At 40.5% G+C, this 19419-nt stretch carries 17 protein-coding genes; 4 read left to right on the plus strand and 13 right to left on the minus strand.

The annotated features are described in order from the left end of the window. Positions 1 to 505: 505 nt before the first annotated feature. Both pruA and H514_RS0108575 read right to left on the minus strand, forming a co-directional pair. Positions 506 to 2056: an L-glutamate gamma-semialdehyde dehydrogenase gene (gene pruA, locus H514_RS0108570; RefSeq protein WP_027446594.1), complete on the minus strand. Its 1551-nt coding sequence runs from the start codon at positions 2054 to 2056 to the stop codon at positions 506 to 508. A 325-nt stretch (positions 2057 to 2381) separates the two neighbouring features. Next, positions 2382 to 2759: a MerR family transcriptional regulator gene (locus H514_RS0108575; protein ID WP_027446595.1), complete on the minus strand. Its 378-nt coding sequence runs from the start codon at positions 2757 to 2759 to the stop codon at positions 2382 to 2384. A 178-nt stretch (positions 2760 to 2937) separates the two neighbouring features. Here H514_RS0108575 and H514_RS0108580 point away from each other — a divergent pair, with 178 nt between their 5' ends. Next, positions 2938 to 3690, plus strand: coding sequence for an SAM-dependent methyltransferase (locus tag H514_RS0108580; protein WP_027446596.1), 753 nt, complete (start codon positions 2938 to 2940; stop codon positions 3688 to 3690). Between the two features lie 67 nt (positions 3691 to 3757). Here H514_RS0108580 and H514_RS24960 read toward each other — a convergent pair whose 3' ends face one another. The 9 genes from H514_RS24960 to pcrB form a co-directional block, all read right to left on the minus strand. Beyond that, positions 3758 to 3928 (minus strand): hypothetical protein, encoded by a 171-nt coding sequence (locus tag H514_RS24960; RefSeq protein ID WP_169449752.1) that lies wholly within the window; start codon positions 3926 to 3928, stop codon positions 3758 to 3760. Positions 3929 to 4158: 230 nt separating this feature from the next. Beyond that, the gene (locus H514_RS0108590) at positions 4159 to 5295 is read right to left on the minus strand and encodes a bifunctional cystathionine gamma-lyase/homocysteine desulfhydrase (protein WP_027446597.1); all 1137 of its coding nucleotides are present in this window, start codon (positions 5293 to 5295) and stop codon (positions 4159 to 4161) included. A 4-nt stretch (positions 5296 to 5299) separates the two neighbouring features. Next, positions 5300 to 6217, minus strand: a complete 918-nt coding sequence (locus H514_RS0108595; protein WP_027446598.1) for a PLP-dependent cysteine synthase family protein — start codon at positions 6215 to 6217, stop codon at positions 5300 to 5302. 12 nt (positions 6218 to 6229) lie between these two features. Continuing rightward, complete coding sequence (locus H514_RS0108600; protein ID WP_027446599.1) at positions 6230 to 6700, minus strand: S-ribosylhomocysteine lyase; 471 nt, start codon at positions 6698 to 6700, stop codon at positions 6230 to 6232. Between the two features lie 42 nt (positions 6701 to 6742). Further along, positions 6743 to 7384 (minus strand): class I SAM-dependent methyltransferase, encoded by a 642-nt coding sequence (locus tag H514_RS0108605; protein WP_027446600.1) that lies wholly within the window; start codon positions 7382 to 7384, stop codon positions 6743 to 6745. A gap of 492 nt (positions 7385 to 7876) precedes the next feature. Continuing rightward, positions 7877 to 9073 (minus strand): CamS family sex pheromone protein, encoded by a 1197-nt coding sequence (locus H514_RS0108610; protein ID WP_027446601.1) that lies wholly within the window; start codon positions 9071 to 9073, stop codon positions 7877 to 7879. Between the two features lie 14 nt (positions 9074 to 9087). Beyond that, positions 9088 to 11091 (minus strand): NAD-dependent DNA ligase LigA, encoded by a 2004-nt coding sequence (ligA, locus tag H514_RS0108615; RefSeq protein WP_027446602.1) that lies wholly within the window; start codon positions 11089 to 11091, stop codon positions 9088 to 9090. Positions 11092 to 11111: 20 nt separating this feature from the next. Then, on the minus strand, positions 11112 to 13397 hold the full coding sequence (gene pcrA, locus H514_RS0108620) for a DNA helicase PcrA (protein ID WP_027446603.1): 2286 nt from the start codon (positions 13395 to 13397) through the stop codon (positions 11112 to 11114). A 15-nt stretch (positions 13398 to 13412) separates the two neighbouring features. Next, positions 13413 to 14102 carry a heptaprenylglyceryl phosphate synthase gene (pcrB, locus tag H514_RS0108625; RefSeq protein ID WP_027446604.1) on the minus strand — a complete coding sequence of 230 codons (690 nt, stop codon included), beginning with the start codon at positions 14100 to 14102 and terminating at the stop codon, positions 13413 to 13415. Positions 14103 to 14244: 142 nt separating this feature from the next. Between pcrB and H514_RS0108630 the strand changes: the two genes are divergently transcribed. The 3 genes from H514_RS0108630 (at position 14245) to H514_RS0108645 (ending at position 17882) form a co-directional block, all read left to right on the plus strand. Beyond that, a complete protein-coding gene (locus H514_RS0108630) occupies positions 14245 to 14655 on the plus strand; it encodes a hypothetical protein (protein ID WP_027446605.1) in 411 nt (136 codons plus the stop codon). A 348-nt stretch (positions 14656 to 15003) separates the two neighbouring features. Then, positions 15004 to 16386 (plus strand): glycine--tRNA ligase, encoded by a 1383-nt coding sequence (locus tag H514_RS0108640; RefSeq protein WP_027446606.1) that lies wholly within the window; start codon positions 15004 to 15006, stop codon positions 16384 to 16386. A 251-nt stretch (positions 16387 to 16637) separates the two neighbouring features. Then, positions 16638 to 17882, plus strand: coding sequence for an MFS transporter (locus H514_RS0108645; protein WP_027446607.1), 1245 nt, complete (start codon positions 16638 to 16640; stop codon positions 17880 to 17882). A 34-nt stretch (positions 17883 to 17916) separates the two neighbouring features. On the opposite strand, the gene H514_RS0108650 is transcribed toward H514_RS0108645, so the two are convergent. After that, positions 17917 to 18213 carry a YerC/YecD family TrpR-related protein gene (locus tag H514_RS0108650; protein ID WP_027446608.1) on the minus strand — a complete coding sequence of 99 codons (297 nt, stop codon included), beginning with the start codon at positions 18211 to 18213 and terminating at the stop codon, positions 17917 to 17919. Positions 18214 to 18230: 17 nt separating this feature from the next. After that, positions 18231 to 19364 carry a DUF3048 domain-containing protein gene (locus H514_RS0108655; protein ID WP_027446609.1) on the minus strand — a complete coding sequence of 378 codons (1134 nt, stop codon included), beginning with the start codon at positions 19362 to 19364 and terminating at the stop codon, positions 18231 to 18233. Positions 19365 to 19419: the final 55 nt, after the last annotated feature.

Raw genomic sequence — 19419 nt, forward strand, 5'->3', positions numbered from 1 at the left:
TAGAATAATTAAAATTGGCATTGGAACAAATAACCAAAACCATGTAGCTCCTGAAAGAGCAAATTCTTCTCCCATTTAAGATCCTCCTTTTCCCACTTTACTTGAATAAATTATACATCGCCATACAATTTTCCTTCAATTCAGAAAATAATATCATAATTATTATTGACGATGCACTTAGGAAATACAAAAAACACTATAACATATTAATATTATTCGAACATTCAAAAAATTTAAATAATCGTAAGTGTACGTATAAATATTCATAACATGTATTATATATGTCCAATATACACACTTTCGCCTATATTTATAGACTAAAACGAATAAAATTAAATCAAAGTTTTTCAGATTTCATTGTTTTTCCAGTAGATTATAAGATTTTAATAAGAAACGGGTACACCCTGCGCTAGCTAGCAATAATCACTTAACATGAATTCGTTTATAAATAGTACAAAATCCCCCCTTTCTAATTAATCTATGAAGAAAGAGGGGGTTTATGACTTTATAACATTTCAGATGTTGTTTTACCTTGCATATGATGTAGAAGGTATCCAGGCCCACCAGCCTTGGAGTCTGTACCGGACATATTGAATCCACCAAATGGATGATAGCCTACAATTGCCGCTGTACATCCACGGTTGAAATATAAATTACCTACCATAAAGTCTTCACGAGCTTGCTCAATATGAAGACGGTTATTTGAAATAACAGCTCCCGTTAAACCATATTCGGTGTTATTTGCAATATCGATCAACTCATCGAAGTCTTTCCCTTTAGTAAAACCTAAAACTGGCCCAAAAATCTCTTCTTGCATCACAACGGCTTCTGGATCCAGGTCAGCAATAATCGTTGGTTGAATGAAGAATCCTTTTGAGTTGTCTCCCTCACCACCAGTCATTAGCTTCCCTTCTTTACGCCCCGTTTCAATATAACCCATGATTTTATCATAAGCACCTTGATCGATTACAGGCCCCATAAATGTTTTTCCATCGTGTGGATCTTTTACCGTAACTCGTTCTTCTGTTAACTCAACAACACGCTTTAGTAAGTCATCATATACATCTTCATGCGCTACAACACGTGAACATGCAGAGCATTTCTGTCCACTGAAACCGAATGCGGAATAAACAATTGATTCTGCAGCTAATTCAAGATCTGCTTCATTATCGACAACGATAGTATCTTTCCCACCCATTTCAGCAATAACGCGCTTCAACCACTTTTGCCCTGGTTGAACTTTCGCAGCACGCTCATAAATACGAGTTCCAACTTCACGAGATCCTGTGAAAGAAACAAGGCGAGTACGTGGGTGATCAACTAGATAATCCCCTACTTCAGCACCTGGTCCAGGTAAGTAGTTTATGACACCAGCTGGTAATCCAGCCTCCTCTAATACTTCCATCATCTTATAGGCAATGATTGGAGTCAGGCTTGCGGGTTTTAAAATAACCGTATTTCCGGAAACCATCGGCGCTACTGCTGTTCCACACATAATCGCAAAAAGGAAATTCCATGGCGAGAATACTACACTCACACCTAGTGGAATGTAATCGAATTGGTTGTTTTCAATAGGTCGGCTATTAGCATGTGCCCCGTCTTTAATTTCAAGTATCTGCCGTCCGTAGTATTCCATGAAATCGATCGCTTCTGCAGTATCAGCATCAGCCTCTTTCCAAGGCTTACCGCCTTCTTTTACAAGATGAGCTGTGAATTCATGTTTACGACGACGTACAATAGCTGCAGCTCGGAATAAAATATCTGCTCGCATTTCCGGTTTTGATTTACGCCACCACTGGAATGTATCGTCCGCGACCTTCATAGCCTGCTCAGCTAATTCTTTGTTAGCTTTAGATACATACCCGATTATTTCCTCTTTGTTAGCAGGGTTAAAAGATGTGATTTTGTCATCAGTGTAGATGCGCTCTCCGCCAATAATAAGAGGATATTCTTTCCCAAAATCCGCCTCAACTTTCTTTAATGCTTCTTCCATCGCTTGACGATTTTCTGGTAGAGAAAAGTCAGTGAATGGTTCGTGTGTGTAAGGTACTACCATGTTTAACAGCCTCCTTAGAATAATAATTCCAATATACTGCTTCCATGTTGCTATAAGTATTGATGAAGCGCTTTCAAAAAATTGCTCCACGCACTAAGATTCTTTGATGAATCCTTATGTGTAAAAACAGCAGTACATCTTTGAAATTAGACGTTTTACAACTTTTTACACGTCTAATTAGATTTTAGCACAACTTTATGTGTATGGCGTGTGAGAAGGTTTTAGAAGAGAAGAAAAGAATACTTTTAACCTTCTATTAAACCAAGGTACCTTAGTCGTTCTCCATTCATTTCTGCTAAATAGACTTGACCATGGTGTCCTCCCTTTACCCACCTATTTCTTCATAGGTCGATTGCTTAATCCACTTATCTAATTTTGTTTTACTAAAATAGAACTTTCCATTGATTTGAACATACGGAATATAATCATAAGTGGGATATGAAGAACGCTTCATTCGTATTAACCTTTGAGAAACAATAATTTTATCAAGCTCTTTTGATGTTAGGCTTAAATAAGCAGCAGCTTCCTCAAGTGTCCATAATCCCTTTTCCATATTCAGAATGGAAGGTTTTGAGGGATCTTCTTCATGCTCAACAGCTTCCGCCTTGTTATCTACTTTTGCTACACCATGCAACTGAAACCCTAAATAAAAGATTGATATACATAATAATAAAATTGTTCCACTAATAAAGTGTTTAGCCATATTCCCGCCGCCTTTTCTATTTTCTAATTTAAGTTGATTTGAGTATTTGTTAAATGTAACATATATCTTGAATTATCTGTAAATTTTATAAAGGAGGATTCACATGGGGGTTTTGAATTACTAATATCTGAAGTTACTCAATAGGCAAGCTAATTCATAACCTAAAGGAGTGCTTCAAATGGAATGGACGCGTGAGTTTTACGGTAAGATGTTTAGTTGGGCTGAATCCGAAACAGTTGGCATCTTCAATGATTTAAGAGAAGATTTGGTAGATAAGCTTGAAGTTTATGGCGACCAACCTATTGAACATATTTTAGAGTTAGGGGCTGGAAGTGGACAATTTGCAGTGGCTGCAGCCAAACGAGGATATAAAGTTACGGTTATTGAACTTGTCCCTAAAGCGATTAACCTCATGGAAAAACTTGCTTCTGAACATGGGGTAGAACAAAACCTCCATATTATATACGGAGACTTTTATAAGGTGGATATAGCAGGTCAGTTTGATGTGGTTTGCTATTGGGATGGTTTTGGAATCGGTTCAAATGAAGACCAACAGCGATTATTAAATCGTGTCTCCCAATGGTTGAAGTCTGATGGTATGGCTTTAATCGATATCTATACACCTTGGTATTGGGCGAAAGTTGCTGGAGAGGAGATGGAGATCGGCCATATCGCCAGACGATATGACTTTGACCCTGTGGGATGTAAAATGATCGATACTTGGTGGCAAAAGGGTGAGCCTGAAAGTAAAGTAACTCAATACCTTCGTTGTTACTCACCTGCTGATTTAAACTTATTAATGAAAGAATCTGATTTACAATTAGATAGAATCAAAGCTGGTGGAGAGATGAATTATGAATCTAGAGAGTTTATCTCAGAAACCTCTTTAGAACGCGCTATGTCTTATTTAGCAATATTGGTTAAATCGTAAAGGAAAAGAAGGGGGATGGCCCCTTCTTTTTTCAGGCTAATTATTCTATGTATTTGTTTAGTAAGTCTTATTGATTTTTTTCATCTGTTTTCTTTTTTGCAATCCAAAACGCCAAGATCATTAGAGGAATTGCAATAATCCACGGAATATTAATATGACTTTGTGTAATGATAGCTAATAAAAATAAAAGCGCAAAAGCTACAATTATGTATAAACAACCTCTTCCAAACGTCTCCACCTAACTCCCTCCTATCTATAAAAACCTCCGTTAAGAACCATTCTATAATAATAGTTATATTTTGGTAATCTCGTACACATGTATGTTGATTTTACTTTTACTAAATAAATTTTATTATTTAACCTTAAATACAGCAGCTTTTTCAGGTGCCTGACCCCCACTGCTTTAACGCATTACTACAGCGGGGGTCAGGCACCAAAAAAGGCACCAAAAAAAGGCTAGCTTGATAGCTAACCTCTTAATGCTTGTGCGAAGTCTTCTTTTAGGTCTTCGATATCTTCAAGTCCAATGGAGACGCGGACAAGTCCATCTGTGATGCCTAGTTCTGCTCGGCGTTCTTTTGGTATGGAGGCGTGAGTCATTTTAGCAGGTACAGAAATTAAACTTTCTACCGCTCCTAGACTCTCAGCTAACGTAAAGTAGCGTAAGTTTCGCAGGAGCTTATCAGCATTTTCTGAGCTTCCTACGTCAAATGAAATCATTCCGCCTCCACCACGTGCTTGTTTTGCGTGTACATCATGACCACCATGCGATTCAAGGCCTGGATAATAGATATTGGATACTTCAGGATGCTCTTGTAAGAAGGATACGAACTCTCTTGTATTGGATTCGATCTCTTCCATGCGAATCCCTAATGTTTTAATACCGCGCATTAATAACCAAGAATCCTGTGGTCCAAGCACGGCTCCAGAAGAATTTAGCACAAAGTGAAGCTCTTCTGCTAGTTGCTGAGAATTTACCACAACTAATCCAGCAACAACATCACTATGGCCACCAAGGTATTTTGTAGCACTGTGTAACACGATATCTGCTCCCTGATCGATTGGGTTTTGCCAATACGGTGTACTGAATGTGTTGTCTACGATAAAGGTAAGATTATGCTCTTGTGCTAGTTCAGAAACAGCCTGAAGATCTGTAATTTTTAATAATGGATTTGTCGGCGTTTCTACATAAACTGCTTTTGTATTCGATTGAATTGCGCTTTTTACATTCTGAACATCTGATGTATCTACAAAAGAAACCTCAATGTTAAAACGATTCAAGACTTTGGAAAGTAAGCGATACGTTCCACCATACACATCATCTGTGAAAATAATATGGTCGCCGCTCTTGAACATCATTAAAACGGAATTAATGGCAGCCATTCCGGAAGCAAAAGCGAATCCAGCATGCCCACCTTCGATATCCTTAATTAATTCCTCAAGTGCAAAACGAGTTGGATTTCCAGTACGAGAATACTCATACCCTTTGTGCTGACCTACACCATCTTGTTTATACGTACTTACTTGGTAGATCGGTACTGAAACCGCACCAGTTTGCTCATCACCGGTAATTCCACCATGTATTAGTTTTGTCTTCCGTCTCATATCATCACTCCTCATATATCCCTGTACTTAAATAACGTTCACTGCTATCTGGAAAGACGGTTACGATATTGGTTCCTGGCTTTGCATGTTGAGCTTCCTTTAGAGCTGCTACAAAAGCAGAACCAGAGGAGCTCGCTACGAGTAATCCTTCTTTTCTTGTAAGTTCTTTTACAGCACGAAAAGCATCATCATCTGAAATCGTATGAATGGCGTCAAAGTGATCGGGTTCCATATAACTCGGTAAAAATTCCATCCCGATTCCTTCTGTTCGGTGTGGACCGGGTTCACCACCATTTAAAATGGAGCCTTCAGGTTCGACGATAACCGTTTTTGTAGAAATGTTTTGTTCCTTAAGATAGCGTGCGGTTCCAGCAAATGTTCCACCTGTACCGCCACCCGCTACAAAAACATCAATACTTCCATCCAGTGCTTCATAGATTTCTGGTCCAAGCGTTTCATAATACGCTAAAGGGTTTGCATCATTATTAAATTGCTGTGGGCAATACGCATTTGGTGTGTTTTCCGTTATTTGCTTTGCTTTATCTATAGCACCCTTCATCCCCAGTTCAGTTGGGGTATTAATCACTTCAGCTCCAAGAGCGCGCATTAATGTTTGTTTTTCTACACTGAACTTTTTGGGAGTAACAAATATTATTTGAAACCCTCTTCCAATTGCAGCAAGCGCTAGACCAATACCTGTATTTCCTGCTGTTGGTTCAACGATTGTTCCACCACGCTTTAATTTCCCGATTTCTAACGCATGATCAATCATTTTTTGTCCCAGTCGATCTTTAATACTACCTCCGGGGTTAAAGTACTCAAGTTTAGCAAAAATACGAACCCCCTCAGGGATGTCGACATTGGTCAACTCAATGAGAGGGGTTTTGCCAATCAATTCTTGAACGCTTTTTACATAGTTCATCGAACAAGCTCCTCACTTTTCGTCTGCAAAAACTTGTGTCCACTCGTTACGTTTATCAAGCATATCTTGAGCTAGCGCTTTTGCTCCTTCAAGACTGTGACTTGCTGCAAAACCGCACTGAACTTCGTTGCAGGCTGGAACTTCTGTTGCCTGGAGAACATCTTTAAGTGTGCTCTCAATTACACTCAAGATATTTTCGTAGCTATCGTCATTTAAAAGTGCAATATAAAACCCTGTCTGACATCCCATCGGTCCAATATCCAAAATGTGATCGTGATGGTTTCGACTGAACTCTGCCATCATGTGCTCCAAAGAGTGAAGAGATGGCATATCCATGTGCTCTTTATTTGGTTGCTTAATTCGGAAATCGTACTTATAAATCTTATCTCCACTAGGTCCTTCTGTAATTCCAACTAGTCGGACATAAGGTGCGGCAACTTTCGTGTGATCAAGGTTGAAACTTTCCACATTCATTTTTGGCATTCTCTAACCTCTCCCTTTTCATTTAATTGGTTTACTCTATATCTATTTTCGTGTTGCAGTCATAACCCACACGTATTTGTTTTTTTGTTCAAACTTCACTTCAAAGTCATGTTTTTCGCAAATCGATTGTAGTGTGCTGATTTCGGAGTAATGCTCTTCTGTTAAATCATCGGCAAGATTGTGGTGATAAGAGGCAATCGCAGTCTCAATCATTTTTCGTTTTGCTTTCTGATCTTCAAAGGATGTATCAGCAAAAACGATCACACCGTCCTCTGGCAAAAGTTCACGATATTGTTTAATCGCGACTTCCTTCTCTTCATCTGTTAAATGATGAAAAGCATAAGAACTTACGACGGATTGAATTGGGGTATCAGGTAATTTGAAATGAATGAAATCTCCGTCCTGAATCTTAGCTTCAGGTACCTTCAACTGCCCGATTTTCAGCATTTCCATAGACGGTTCAACACCGAATACGTTGTAGCCTTTATTTATAAGTTTCCGTGTTAGATTTCCAGTCCCAACACCAAACTCGATGACATTTGGACCTACTGTATGTTCAACAACAGAATCTAATATATGGTCATAGTTCTCGAATACTTCACGATATTCTATATCTTCACCAGAGACAGTTTTGTCGTAAGATTTAGCCCAGCCATCAAATAGGTCAACAAATTCCCTACCCATGTCTCCACCTCATTTGATTTGGTTTTATTTTTGACAATCCCTATAAGTTTACTATGTTTTAAAGGATTAAGATGAGTATAGCATAATTTTTTATGGAACGTAAATGGGCAAGGGCCTAAATTGGAGGTATTGATTACCTCTTTATGAGCGAGATGCGATAGATTTGAGCGGAGTTTTTTTATTATGAGCGATGCGGGCTAGGTATGAGCGGCTATCCTTTTTTATGATCGATCTGTAAGCTTTATGAGCGGAGTCTCCTGTTTATGAGCGATGCGAATAAAATATGAGCTTCAGGCGATCTTCATGTGATTGCAGGCGCTCTCATTTCATTTTCGGGCGACACTTGTTGAATTGCGGGCGATAGCTAGTGAGATTCAGGCGATTTATTCTTATTTGCAAGCGATAATCAAATTTTTCAGGCGGTCCGCCTAACAATAGCATCAGAACATACAAAAACCCCCTCTCAGCTTATTAGCAAAGAGGAGGTTCTAGTTATTGCCCGTAAATGTGGACGGTTGGTTTTTCATCACCTGGTTCTCGGAAGATCAGGCTTTCCTGTCCATTGTGGGATTCGATATTCACTTCTAAGGCAAAGTAGGTCGGAAATTTCTCAACAATAAGGGAATACACATATTGGGAGATTCCAATCACTTCAGTTTTTCCTTTAAACTCGATTGGGATATCAATCGTGAGTTTGGCGAGTTCATCGTCCTTATAAAACCCTTTTCCTACAACACCAATGTAGTTCGGGAAGTATTCTGCAATTTTAGCTTGAAAATCTGCAATCAATTCTGAGTCATCACGATGCTCTTCTTTTGCTTCATCTGAAGGGAAAAGGACATAGTCTTCCTGAATTGGCTGCCATTCTTTAATCGTCATATCGCTGCCCTTGACAGTTGTCTTCGTCATGAAATTACCAGGGACCATAGAGCCGCGCTCCTCTTGGCGATACAATGCAATCATAATAGGGACGTCGGTTAACGCTTCTATTTTGCGAATACGTTCAAGAACGGTTTGTGCCAACTGCTTCCCTTGTTTTAGTGATTCTTCACGACTTATTTGTTCATAATGATAAGCACCGTATTTAACTGGCTGAAAGCGATACGTCGAACGTAAAGCTAGCCCTATCGAAATGCCTTCAACCTCAACGGTTCCGTCTTCATTTTTCTGAAGGAAGTTATGCTCAAGAATGTGGGAGAGATAGCGAGGGCGATCTCGGTAATCTTCCTCTGTAGCGTCATCCTTAAGGGAAGGATTTAACCCCCTTTGTAATTCTTCTGCAGATAACTCTTGGCTTGCTCCTTCTAATAACTCATTCACTTGTTGTTGCGTTAATTTGCGCTCCAACCAATCATAGAGCATATCTTCTGTCAGATACTGACCTTCCTGAAAGAAGTAATCTTCAGGGTCAAATACATCTTTGGAATGACGTCTTAAACCAATTTCCATCTCTTCAATATCAAGGCGATTTGCAACTTGGTTCATGAGCACACCCCTGGCTTTACCAGGCTTGTATTTTTCTAATGGGCGGTAATAATCCTTTGATATGCTGTACTTCGCCACAATCGCCTTTTCTCGTTTATCATTCTTTTGATTTTCCTGTATGACTTCCTCTTGCTCGTCATAATCGGGAGCACATCCTGTTACCAACAGGAATAAGCTTAACAAAATAAATGCGACCCGCTTCATGGTCCCCACTCTCCCTATTCTTTTAACGCTTCAATAAATCGCTCTTCATCCCAAATATCTACACCTAATTGTTCCGCTTTATCATACTTGGAGCCCGCATCTTCACCAGCTAAAAGAATATCGGTGTTTTTGCTGACGCTACCGGTTACTTTCCCACCGAGCACTTCCACTTTTTCTTTTGCTTCGCCACGTGAATACTGCTCCATTTTCCCCGTGATTACAACGGTTTTCCCCATAAAAGGTGAATCTTCAGGTTGATCGGATTTCTTTCTTCCTAAGTACTCCATATTCAATCCAAGCTCTTTTAGCTCTGCAATTAATTCAGTTACTTGAGGCTTTTCAAAATAGCGAACGACTGAGTCTGCCATTTTTTCCCCGATTTCATTTACTGCAATTAAATCATCAAAGCTTGCATTCAACAATCCATCTATCGTTTCAAATTCTTCGGCTAACGTTTGAGCCGCCTTAGAACCAACAAAACGGATCCCAAGCCCGAATAAGAGACGTTCTAGCGAGTTCTGTTTGGATTCGTTAATCGCTGATAGTAAGTTATCAGCTGATTTCTCACCCATACGCTCCAACTTCAACAGTTCCTCTTTATCTAACTTATAAAGATCAGCTATATTGTGAACGAGATTCTCACGGAAAAGTTGTGCAATCACTTTTTCGCCTAAACCATCAATATTCATGGCATTACGAGAAACAAAATGGATCAAGCCTTCACGTAATTGCGCTGGACAGTTTGGATTCAGACAACGAAGGGCCACCTCTTCTTCTAAATGCTCTAGCTCACTTCCGCACTCAGGGCAATGATCAGGCATATGATATTCCTCTTCATCACCTGTACGCTCTTCCGTTACAACACGAACGACCTCAGGAATGATGTCACCCGCTTTTTTAATGACAACTGTATCTCCAATTCGAATATCCTTCTCTCGGATCAGGTCTTCATTATGTAGTGAAGCTCGTTGTACAGTCGTTCCGGCAACTTTCACTGGGTTCAGAAGTGCTGTTGGTGTAACAGCTCCAGTACGACCAACGCTTAGTTCAATGTCATAAAGCTTGGTAACCGCTTCTTCCGCAGGGAATTTCCAAGCAATCGCCCAGCGTGGATTTTTCGCTGTAAAACCTAATTCCTCTTGTTGATCTAGGTTATCAACTTTAATTACAATTCCATCGATTTCATAACTTAACCCTGGACGATCTTCAGTCCATTTATTTACATAGTCAATCACTTCATCGATGTCGTTACACTTTTTCCACTCTGGATTGGTTTTAAACCCTAATTTTTGTAAGTATTCTAAACGCTCACTATGAGATTCTAGTTCACCTGCATCCCATTGGCCTACACCATACAAAAAGATATCCAGATTACGGCTAGCAGCAATTTTCGGATCAAGCTGACGTAACGAGCCAGCTGCTGCATTTCGTGGGTTAGCAAAAGGCTCTTCTTCACGTGCTTCACGCGCTTCATTTAATGATAAGAACGAACGCTGGGGCATAAATGCTTCTCCACGCACTTCAATAGTTTCATCTTCTTTAATGCGAAGAGGAATGCTTTTGATGGTTTTTAGATTTTGCGTAATATCTTCACCTGTTGTTCCGTCACCACGAGTAGCCCCTTGTACAAACAAACCATCTTCATAACGTAACGAGATGGCAAGACCATCGATTTTAAGTTCACAGACATAATTGACGTCTCCATCTACACCTTCTCGGACACGTCGGTCAAAATCACGAAGCTCTTCCTCATTAAACGCATTTCCAAGACTCAGCATTGGGATGGCATGCTGAACTTTTCGGAAAGCATCAAGTGGTTTTCCTCCAACACGCTGAGAAGGAGAATCCGGTGTTAGCAGTTCCGGATTCTCTTCCTCTAGCTTTATGAGTTCTTGCATTTTTTGATCATATTCATAGTCCGACACAGATGGTTGGTCTAGCGTGTGGTATTCATAATTGTATTGTTCGAGTTCTTCTCGTAATGCTTCAATTTGTTGTTTTGCTTGATCTTTACTCATCTATTCACTCACCTCAAGGTTTACCCTTTCGTAATTGGGGCAAATTTCGCTAGGACACGTTTGATTCCGGTTGGCGCTGGAAAGGCGATATCTAACTCCATAGAGTCTCCAGATCCTTGTACTTTCACAACGGTACCTTCTCCCCATTTTTTATGGGAAACTTTATCACCCGTTGCCCAAGAGACACTCTCTCCACCAGTAGATGGCTTCTTGTTCATCGTTGCTTTACGTTTAGGCTGCTGTTTCGCTTTTGGTGCCTGGTTCATGCCACCGTTCAGACCGCCACCTGACATAGAATTGAATCCTTTTGGGGCTGGGTCGCTGAAACCTCCTCCACCAAATGGAGACGAGCCAGCTGATTCATCTCTTCCTTCAATCAGATCCGCTGGAATTTCATCAATAAAACGACTGATTGGGTTCATATTCGTCTTACCAAATAGCGTGCGCATTTTCGCATGAGTTAAAAACAGTTGTTTCTCAGCGCGCGTAATGCCTACATAAGCCAAACGGCGTTCCTCTTCCATTTCCTCTTCGTCCATTATTGAACGACTATGAGGGAAGACGTTTTCCTCCATACCAATTAGGAATACGATTGGGAACTCAAGACCTTTTGCAGAGTGAAGCGTCATGAGTGTTACTTTGTTATCAGCAAATGGGTCATCGTCCACTTTATCGATATCTGCAATAAGGGCTAAGTCTGTTAGAAATGCAATTAAACTCTTGTCCTCGTTATTCTTCTCAAAGTCCTGTGCAACAGACAAGAACTCGTTAATGTTTTCAAGACGGCTTTGAGCTTCAAGAGACTTTTCATTTTTTAGCATCTCTTCATAACCGGTTTTCTTTAAAACATCTTCGACTAGATCTGTAGCCGAAAGAAAGTCCTGTTGTTGGTGCCAGTTCTTAACCATGGAGCCAAACTCTTTTAATGCATTCGTCGCCTTTTTGCTCAGACCAACGAATTCAACTTCTCCTACGGCTTCGTACATCGATAAGTCATTTTGCGCCGCGTACATTTGCAAGTTTTCTAAAGAAGTTTTTCCAATGCCTCTCTTCGGTTCATTGACAATACGAGAGAAGGAAATATCATCATTCGGATTCGAAACTAGACGAAGGTAAGCTAGAATGTCCTTAATCTCTTTACGATCGTAGAACTTCGTGCCTCCGATTATCTGATAAGGTACGTTTGCTTTTACAAACGTTTCCTCAATCGTACGAGACTGCGCATTCGTACGATATAAAATTGCTACATCTTTGTATTTATAATCGCCTGAGCGGATATATTCTTCTGTTTTATTCACTACATAAAGAGCTTCATCACGCTCGGTTGGGGCCTGATAGTATTGAATGTTTTCACCATCATCATTATCCGTCCAAAGATTTTTCGGCTTACGACCAGAGTTTTGTTGAATAACCTCGTTCGCTGCATTAAGGATGCTTTTCGTTGAGCGATAGTTCTGCTCAAGCATAATAACCTTAGCGTTGGGATAGTCACTTTCAAAGGATAGAATATTTGCGATATCCGCTCCACGCCAACGATAAATAGACTGGTCAGAGTCACCAACAACACACAAGTTTTGAAAACGATCTGCTAAAAGTTTTACTAGTTGATACTGTGCGTGGTTTGTATCTTGGTACTCATCAACGTGAATGTATTGAAAGCGACGTTGGTAGTATTCCAAAACCTCTGGAACACGATCGAATAACGTAAGCGTCTGCATGATGAGATCATCAAAGTCGAGTGATTGGTTTTTGCGAAGTGTTTTTTGATACTTCTCATAAACTTTACCCGTTTGCTGATCGTAGTAGCTTCCAACGGTCTTATTGTAATCTTCAGCTGTTTTTAATTCGTTTTTGGCACTACTGATTGTACCCAGCATTGCGCGTGGATCAAACTTTTTAGGATCGAGGTTTAAGTCTTTAAGGACCTGCTTAATGACGGAAAGCTGATCAGTCGTATCGAGAATAGAAAAGTTACGATCAATCCCAATACGATCAATATCTCGACGTAAAATGCGTACGCACATGGAGTGGAAAGTCGAGATCCACATTTCATTTGCGTCAGGTCCTACGATATCTGCAACACGTTCTTTCATCTCACGGGCTGCTTTGTTCGTGAAGGTAATGGCGAGTACATTTCGTGGAGATACGTCTTTTTCACCGAGAAGATACGCAATACGATGAGTCAGAACGCGTGTCTTACCACTCCCGGCGCCTGCCATAATTAGGAGAGGACCTTCTGTTTTCTTTACGGCTTCCTGCTGTTCTTTATTCAAACCACTAAGTAAATCATTTTGTAACGGGTTCAAGGGAAACACCTTCCTTTAATCTCGTTCTTTTATCGCTTTAACTGTTTTAAGGGCTGCTTTTTTGTTTTCATAAATAATATTGCCAACCACAATAACGTCAGCATGTTCCTTCATTTCAAGAGCTTGCTCTTTGGATGTGATACCTCCGCCATAAAACAGGAGTGTATCGTCTAGCTTGTCCTTTACTTTTTTGACGAGTTCAGGATCCCCATAGGTTCCGCTGTATTCCATATAAAAAATCGGCAATCGGAACATTTTTTCAGCCATTTGCGCGTAGGCTATGGTATCTTCCTGGTCTGGCATTTTGCTGTTGGTCACCTGATAGGCTTTCGCTTCAGGATTCAAGATGCAATAACCTTCAACAAAAATTTCGTCCCAGTCCATAATGTCTCCGTATTCTTTCACGGCCCGATGGTGAAGATCCATCGTCCACTTTTTCTCTGAACTATTAAGGACAGTAGGCACAAAATAATAATCGTAGCCAGGTGTAATCGATTCAAGGTTAGATACCTCTAGAATCACCGGTACAGTGTAGCGACGAATGCTTGCTAAGAGGGAGAGAACTTGATCGAGCGTAACGTTGTCCGTTCCTCCTACAATAATCGCATCCGTTCCAGACTCACAAATTTCTTCTAAATCTTTATCTGATATCTCTTTATTGGGATCAAGCTTAAACACATGCTCCCATTGCTTCATGTCATACATGGGTGTAGCCTCCGTTTTACATTTTCCATCTGTTTATTATATCAAAAATCGGTGTAGCAATCGAAAGGGGAACGGTAGGAATTTGTAGAATTAATAAATAAGGATTGATATTTTTTCCAAAAGAGTGAGGAGGTGGAGGATCATGAAACGGTTTTTGTTTTATTTTGGTTGGACGATTTTGATAGGAGTCATAATGTATCAAAATGGATACCAGCTATATCGCCTCAGAATGCATATGAATGTAGAATATGAACGTCTCCCTTATGTTATAGGTGTTACGCTGTTTCCAATACTTTTAGGCTTGGCTATGAAAATACCTGGAAGTTGGTTAACTAGAAAAGAAACAAAATGGGGATTTGATTGGATTAAATTCTTAGCAGTTGGAATCCCTACCGCTTATATTGCCTTACTCTGGGTTTGGACCCATCTGCAAATCGAAGAATATTTACCTTTTATTACGACTAAGTGGTATTATTATAGCACTTATCAAAGGTTAGCTGGCATCGTTTTTGGTTACATTCTTTTAGACAGCCTTCGTGTTCCAAAAGATTAAAGCTGTTCGAGTGCAGACTTGTGCTAGCGCAGGAGCTGTGCTACTATAGATTCACCAAAATCAATATTTACATATGATGACGGAGAAATAGTACTTGATCCCTCTTCACAAAAGCGATCCAGGGGTGGTGAAAGCCTGGAGAACGGATGAAGGAAACGGCACTCCCGAATATGCACGTATAAAGTGGATGCTTTTTTATAGCATCAATCAGGGTGGAACCGCGGGTATAACTCTCGTCCCTGGGCAACACGACGCCCAGCGATGAGAGTTTTTTTATGGTCTCGTGTTGCACCCGTATCTTTTTGTTGGTTCGATTTATAATACTTAATTAATAAGGAGGACATGAATATGTCAGTAAACATGGAACAGTTAGTATCTCATTCCAAGCACCGTGGTTTTATTTTTCAGGGGTCTGAAATCTACGGCGGACTTGCGAATACGTGGGATTATGGTCCATTAGGCGTTGAGCTTAAGAACAACTTAAAACGCGCTTGGTGGCAAAAGTTCATTCAAGAGAACCCAATGAACGTTGGTTTGGATGCTGCAATCTTAATGAACCCGAAAACTTGGGAAGCTTCTGGTCACCTTGGTAACTTCAATGACCCAATGATCGACTGTAAAGAGTGTAAATCCCGTCACCGCGCAGATAAGCTGATCGAAAACAAGCTTGAAGCAGAAGGTAATGAAATGGTAGTCGATGGCCTTCCTTTTGATGAAATGGAAAAGCTAATCGAAAAGCATGACATTGTATGCCCAACTTGTGGCGAGCAAAACTTCACTGGAATTCGTCAGTTCAACCTGATGTTCCAAACGCAACAAGGTGTTACAGAAGGTGCTACGGATGATATCTACCTTCGTCCTGAAACAGCACAAGGTATCTTTGTGAACTTCAAAAACGTTCAGCGTTCTATGCGTAAAAAGCTTCCGTTTGGAATTGGCCAAATCGGTAAAAGCTTCCGTAACGAAATCACACCTGGTAACTTTATTTTCCGTACTCGTGAATTCGAACAGATGGAAATGGAATTCTTCTGTAAGCCTGGTGAAGAACTTGATTGGTATAAGTACTGGAAAGACTTCTGTCACAATTGGCTAACATCTCTAGGCATTGCGGATGAAAACCTCCGTCTTCGTGAGCATGATGCAGATGAGCTATCCCACTACTCTAATGCAACCACTGACATTGAGTATAAGTTCCCTATGGGATGGGGCGAGCTTTGGGGCATTGCGTCTCGTACCGACTATGACTTAGGTAAGCACGCTGAACATTCTGGCGAGGACTTCAAGTACATTGACCAGGAAACAAACGAACGTTACATTCCTTATGTAATTGAGCCAGCTCTAGGCGCGGACCGCTTAGCACTAAGCTTCATTGCGGACGCATATGAGGAAGAAGAGCTTGAAGATGGATCTTCTCGTACCGTTATGAAGTTCCACCCAGCTGTTGCGCCATATAAAGCAGCGATCTTCCCTCTTTCTAAGAAAATTGGAGATCAAGCGAAAGAGATCTTCGCTGACCTAAGCAAGCACTTCATGGTCGACTACGATGATGCAGGATCTATCGGTAAACGTTACCGTCGCCACGACGAAATCGGCACACCATTCTGTATCACGTACGACTTCGACTCTCAAGAAGACGGTCAGGTAACTGTACGTGACCGTGACACAATGGAACAAACCCGCATGCCAATTAGTGAGCTGCGTAGCTTCTTAGAAGGTAAAATGGATTGTTAATTTTTGGGAAAGCTTTCGATCTGAGGGGACTCAGGTCGAGAGCTTTTTTTTGCTGGGTGGAGGGCTCTTTGCTTCCGTGCGGAGCTCCCCTACTTCTGCGCTGAGCTCCCCCTCTTCTGCGCGAATCTCCAAATCTTCTGCGCGGAGCTCCCCCCTATCTCATCCAAAAGTCGTAGAATCCATCAGACCTATGAATGGTTGGATGATCTCATAGCAGTTGATAGGATAAAAAGTAAGAAGGAGTGACCAGCATGAGTGAATATCAAGAATTACTAAAAAATAAGGATTTCGTGAAATTTTGGATTGGAGGAACGGTTTCGAAGCTTGGAGACCAACTTAATGTTGTTGCAATCTCATGGCTGATTTTAGAGGCGACAGGTTCAGCTAGTTTTATTGGGATTGCGCTTTCTGCTTTTGCTGTGCCCATGATTGTAACAAGCTTTTTTATGGGAATATTACTTGATCGTTTTTCCCGAAAATACTTGCTCATCCTTGATAACATAGCTAGGGGAATCTTATACTCCTCCATCACAATAATCTATTGGTTAGAATTATTTTCTCTCCCTGCACTGATGATCATTATGTTCATGGCAGGAATTCTATCAACCATTTCACGCGTAGGATCTGCTACGGTTATCCCTAATCTAGTTCCAGATGAGCAACTAGAAAAAGCAAATGGATTATCCCAAATTACTTGGCAGCTCGCCTACTTAAGCGGACCAGCGCTTGGCGGTGTGTTAACTAGTATTATAGGACCTTCCTACACTCTGATCGTTGACTCATTAACATTCTGGATTTTCAGCGGACTTATGCTAACTATTCCTGCTTATAAATATTACGAAAAAGATAACCAACAAGAGGATGAACATAAGAGTTCAGATTGGTTCCAAGAAGGTTTCCGCTTCCTGATAAAACGAAAAGATCTCCTTATCATCACAATCGCTACGACAATGTTTTATTTTACATATGCGCCAATGGAACCTGCGCTACCTCTATTTACACAGGTAGAGTTAAACCAAGGAGCTAGCATATATGGCGTGATTAAGTCTGTAATGTCAGTTGGGATGATTGTTGGAACGTTGATTTGGGGGTACTTTAAAATAAAAGCAAACCCCTTGTTCACAGTGAGTGTGATTATACTCTTATGGGGCATTACCAATATGGCATTCGCATACTCGAACACTATTTTTCTAGCTTTTATTACAATCTTTTTCGCGGGATTTGTCTTTGGTCCTTATAATCTAGTGGTTACAACTTATAAACAACGTACCATTGAAGACAGGAAACATGGTCGCGTCTTTGGCGTTATGAACAGTGTATCTGCAGCAGGGCTCCCTCTTGGGCAGGTTGCCGGAGGTTTCCTGGTAGATGCGACTACGGCTCAGTTCACCCTATTTGCAGCAGGGTTGTTAAGCGTCTTGGTCGCTATTCTTGTCGTGTTCAGCATAAACGCGTTTCACATTAAGCCAATGACAACAGATAAAAAAACGCTCTAGGCGACATAACACCAGAGCGTTTTAATGATAAAAACTATTCTTCTTTATGAATACGATCAAGCGCCATCGTATAAGCATCGTTTCCGTAGTTAAGACAGCGTTTTACGCGGGAGATTGTTGCTGTTGATGCGCCTGTGTCATTCTCAATTTTATGATACGTATGGCCTTCACGTAACATGCGTGCAACTTCTAAGCGCTGAGCTAGTGACTGGACTTCATTCATAGTTGCCAGATCATCGAAAAATTCATAGCATTCTTCTACACTTTCTAGAGCAAGAATGGCTTGAAATAGTTGATCCAGTTCTTTTCCTCTTAATTTATCAATTTGCATGTTGGACACTCCTTTAATTATTGCGGACTCGTGAATGTTACAGACTGTTGAATACCAGGACTTTCTGGTACGATGTTTACCCATGTCTTTCCTGGTACAAAACCGAGCTTCTTCCCATCCTTAAATGGGATGATACGCCCATCTACGTTCTTCCAAGAAACTTGTTGCACTTTCCCTTTTTGAATCAGATAACCATTACCGCCTGATTCTGTATCAATGGCACGGCGTAATTTACTATCAATCACCTGATGACCCGTTTCTACGATAAATACATTATCAACTGTTGTGGGTTCTTTAGAATTTAAATCGGCTGTTTTAGAGCCATCGTTGAAACGTGTATATTTTTGTGTATCTTGATTATATTCGAATTTCACGGTTTCACGAGGTGAGTCCGAATATGTAATATTGATCGTTGTAGCCTCATTCCCACTGATATTCTTGATTTGTTCATCATTCAAGAATGGAAGTGGTTTATGCTCTTTCTCCACCTCGTATCCTTTTTGCTTCGCAACGTCATACACATTACGAATCATTAAATAAGAGTTGTGAGGCGCATAGCGGAAGCTTTCACGCTTAAATAAATGGCGGTCATTATCATAATACATCCCATTGATATGATCAATATAGCCTGCTTTCAACTTATCTTCAATGTATTGAGCTGCTCCGTGATAAAGATACAGGGCATTATATCCTTTAGCGATTCTGAAATAATATTCTCGCGCACTACGGACAGGTCCTACAAGCGGAGGCTTTTCAGTATGATAAAAAGCTAAAAACCTGGTGATCGGTCCTTCTGCTAATATTTCATAAACCATGTCTGCCTGATTTAGACCTGTTTGAGGTCGTGCTTTTGAATGGTTGTTAACCATAACAGAGATAATTCGATGATTTACAGGCTCATCAGTCCCTTTCCCTGTTAAAGGATAAATATGAGCAAACTCAGGCTCTTTCTTTTCTTCTTTCTCTTCCTTATTCTCTTGCTCATCTTTATCAACAACTTCTACAGGATCCTCTTTTTCTTGATTTTGTTCCTGCTTTTCATTATTGTCTTTTTGACTTGATTCTTCATTTTCTTTACTCGATTGTTCACTACAGGCTGCCAGTACCAATATGGTTACCATTGCCAACAATAGCATCCATCGTTTTTGCATTGTTTGTCACACCTTCTTGTAAGACTTTCTCTTTGTAGAACTTGTCCAAAGAGGC

Origin of the sequence: Pontibacillus marinus BH030004 = DSM 16465 (genome assembly GCF_000425225.1) — a bacterium.
GTDB classification, from domain to species: Bacteria; Bacillota; Bacilli; order Bacillales; family BH030062; genus Pontibacillus; species Pontibacillus marinus.

Coding starts and splice junctions, on each gene's coding strand:
- pruA (WP_027446594.1), bottom strand. CDS start 2,056: ATGGTAGTACCTTACACACACGAACCATTCACTGACTTTTCTCTACCA.
- H514_RS0108575 (WP_027446595.1), bottom strand. CDS start 2,759: ATGGCTAAACACTTTATTAGTGGAACAATTTTATTATTATGTATATCA.
- H514_RS0108580 (WP_027446596.1), top strand. CDS start 2,938: ATGGAATGGACGCGTGAGTTTTACGGTAAGATGTTTAGTTGGGCTGAA.
- H514_RS0108590 (WP_027446597.1), bottom strand. CDS start 5,295: ATGAGACGGAAGACAAAACTAATACATGGTGGAATTACCGGTGATGAG.
- H514_RS0108595 (WP_027446598.1), bottom strand. CDS start 6,217: ATGAACTATGTAAAAAGCGTTCAAGAATTGATTGGCAAAACCCCTCTC.
- H514_RS0108600 (WP_027446599.1), bottom strand. CDS start 6,700: ATGCCAAAAATGAATGTGGAAAGTTTCAACCTTGATCACACGAAAGTT.
- H514_RS0108605 (WP_027446600.1), bottom strand. CDS start 7,384: ATGGGTAGGGAATTTGTTGACCTATTTGATGGCTGGGCTAAATCTTAC.
- H514_RS0108610 (WP_027446601.1), bottom strand. CDS start 9,073: ATGAAGCGGGTCGCATTTATTTTGTTAAGCTTATTCCTGTTGGTAACA.
- ligA (WP_027446602.1), bottom strand. CDS start 11,091: ATGAGTAAAGATCAAGCAAAACAACAAATTGAAGCATTACGAGAAGAA.
- pcrB (WP_027446604.1), bottom strand. CDS start 14,102: ATGTATGACATGAAGCAATGGGAGCATGTGTTTAAGCTTGATCCCAAT.
- H514_RS0108630 (WP_027446605.1), top strand. CDS start 14,245: ATGAAACGGTTTTTGTTTTATTTTGGTTGGACGATTTTGATAGGAGTC.
- H514_RS0108640 (WP_027446606.1), top strand. CDS start 15,004: ATGTCAGTAAACATGGAACAGTTAGTATCTCATTCCAAGCACCGTGGT.
- H514_RS0108645 (WP_027446607.1), top strand. CDS start 16,638: ATGAGTGAATATCAAGAATTACTAAAAAATAAGGATTTCGTGAAATTT.
- H514_RS0108650 (WP_027446608.1), bottom strand. CDS start 18,213: ATGCAAATTGATAAATTAAGAGGAAAAGAACTGGATCAACTATTTCAA.
- H514_RS0108655 (WP_027446609.1), bottom strand. CDS start 19,364: ATGCAAAAACGATGGATGCTATTGTTGGCAATGGTAACCATATTGGTA.